This is a genomic window from Streptomyces sp. NPDC001781 (genome assembly GCF_053596035.1).
This window is the reverse complement of sequence record NZ_JBSFFI010000080.1, coordinates 1-2,342: the sequence shown is the minus strand read 5'-3', so window position 1 is coordinate 2,342 and position 2,342 is coordinate 1. Positions and strand designations below refer to the sequence as shown.

At 74.6% G+C, this 2,342-nt stretch carries 2 protein-coding genes; both read left to right on the top strand.

From position 1 onward, the window contains the following. The first annotated feature begins 87 nt into the window (after nt 1-87). Nucleotides 88-1,629: an N-acetylmuramoyl-L-alanine amidase gene (locus tag ACWCV3_RS28720; protein WP_451230221.1), complete on the top strand. Its 1,542-nt coding sequence runs from the start codon at nt 88-90 to the stop codon at nt 1,627-1,629. Nucleotides 1,630-1,703: 74 nt separating this feature from the next. Further along, a complete protein-coding gene (locus ACWCV3_RS28715) occupies nt 1,704-2,228 on the top strand; it encodes a DoxX family protein (RefSeq protein ID WP_451230219.1) in 525 nt (174 codons plus the stop codon). The last annotated feature ends 114 nt before the right edge of the window (nt 2,229-2,342 follow it).

Below are 2,342 nucleotides of genomic sequence, written 5' to 3'. Positions count from 1 at the left end.
CACCCCCGCCGCCCGGCGCCGGGCCCCCCCCTCCCCCCCCGCCCCCCCCGCACGCCCACCACCCCCCACCCGGAAGGTCACACCCCCATGCCCCGCATACCCCTGGGCCGCGCGGCCCTCGCCGGCCTCGGCACCCTGGCCGTCGTCGCCGCCGCCGTGCAGCCCGTCAGCGCCGCGCCCCGCCCGGACAGAGCCGAGGGCCCCGTCGCCCGCGCCTTCAGCGGCGCGGCGGCCGAGTACGGCGTCCCGCGCGACCTGCTGATCGCCCTCGGCTACAGCGAGACCCACCTCGACGGCCACCACGGCCTGCCCAGCCAGGCGGGCGGCTACGGCGTGATGCACCTGGTCAGCAACCCCGACCAGCACACCCTGGAGCTGGCCTCCCGGCTCACCGGCGACACCGCCCGCGAGCTGCGCACCGACACCGCCGCCAACATCCGGGGCGGCGCCGCCGTGCTGCGCTCCTACGCCGACCACGCCGGGCTGAGCAAGGCCGAACGGCGTGACACCGACAGCTGGTATCCCCTCCTCGCCCGGTACGGCGGCGCCACCGACCCCGCCACCGCCCGGCTCTACGCCGGCACCGTCTACACCTTCCTGGCCAAGGGCGTCACCGCCCGCGCCGAGGGCGGCGAGCAGCTGACCCTCCCCGCCCGCAAGGTCGCCCCCGAGCGCGGCAGCCTCGCTCCGGCCGCGCAGAGCCCCGACTACCCCTCCGCCCTCTGGGTCCCGGCCAGCACGGCCAACTACGCGGTCGGCCGCACGGCCGCGATCAGCCAGGTCGTCATCCACGTCACCGAGGGCTCCTACGCCGGGACGATCAGCTGGTTCCAGAACCCGTCGGCGCAGGTCAGCGCGCACTACGTGGTGCGGTCCTCGGACGGCCAGATCACCCAGACGGTGCGCGAGAAGGACACCGCCTGGCACGCCCGGTCCGGGAACGCCAGCGGTATCGGCATCGAGCACGAGGGGTACATCGACAACCCGAGCTGGTTCACCGACGCGATGTACCGCTCCTCCGCCGCGCTGACCGCCTCCATCTGCGCGCGCTACGGCATCCCCAAGGACCGGGCGCACATCGTCGGCCACTCCGAGGTTCCCGGCAACGACCACACCGACCCGGGTCCGAACTGGAACTGGACCTACTACATGCAGCTGGTCGGCGGCTCCACCGGCGGCGGCGAGGTCCAGCTCAGCTTCCCGTCGTACGACACCCTGCGCTCCGGCTCCACCGGCGCCCAGGTCTCGGCCGCGCAGTCGCTGCTCAACGCGGCCGGCTTCGACGCGGGCACCGTCGACGGCAGCTTCGGCACGAAGACCACCTCGGCCGTGACCGCCTTCCAGAAGGCGCGCGGACTCGGCGCCGACGGCGTGGTGGGCGCCCGTACCTGGACCGCGCTCCTCTCGGCCGGCAGCACGCCCGCGCTCAGCCAGGGCAGCACCGGAGCCGCCGTCCAGCGCCTCCAGCGGGCCCTGACCGCGGCCCTCGGGCGGACGATCACCGCGGACGGCGACTTCGGCTCGGGCACCCAGCAGGCGGTACGGGACTACCAGACCAGCCGTTCGCTCGGCGTCGACGGGCAGGTCGGACCCGCCACCTGGGGCGCGCTGCAGGCCGGACGCCAATAGCCTGGAAAGGTACGCGCGGGGGGGAGCCACCCGTACCTTCCGATCCAGGTGGGGGGGCTTTCGGAGCATCGCCCATGACCACTAGGCGTACCGACCGACCCGCCAGCGCCACGCTCGGCTCCGCCGCCGACTGGGGGCTGCTGCTCATCAGAGTGACCTTCGGTCTGGTGATGGCGGCCCACGGGGCGCAGAAGCTGTTCGGGATCTTCGGCGGCCGGGGGCTGACCGTGACCGGCCAGGGGTTCGAGGGCCTCGGCTACCGGCCGGGCAAGGTCTTCGCCACCATCGCGGGACTGTCCGAACTGGCCGGTGGCCTCGGCCTCGCCGTCGGCCTGCTGACGCCCCTGGCCTGCGCCGCGCTGATCGGCGTCATGATCAACGCGATGGCGCTGGTCACCGCCCAGCACGGCCTGTGGGCGTCCGACGGCGGTCTTGAGTACAACCTCGGCATCGCCGCCGTCGCCGCAGGCACAGCCGCCACCGGCCCCGGCCGGCTGGCCCTCGACCGCTTCTTCCCCTGGGGCCGGGGCGGCTGGCCCTCCGCCGCCCTGGCCCTCGGCCTGGGCGGCATCGGCGCGGCGATCACGCTCAGTCTCTAGCGCTGCGACCGGAAGGGTTCACCGGCTCGCGGCGTCCGGCACGGCACCTCGCCGCGTTGCCGCATCGCCCGAGTACGTCCCGTACGCGGGCGATGCTCCGCCTTGCGATGCACC

Bases quoted from the DNA above. Each gene is read 5' to 3' on its own strand.
- ACWCV3_RS28720 (WP_451230221.1), top strand. From the start codon at position 88: ATGCCCCGCATACCCCTGGGCCGCGCGGCCCTCGCCGGCCTCGGCACC.
- ACWCV3_RS28715 (WP_451230219.1), top strand. From the start codon at position 1,704: ATGACCACTAGGCGTACCGACCGACCCGCCAGCGCCACGCTCGGCTCC.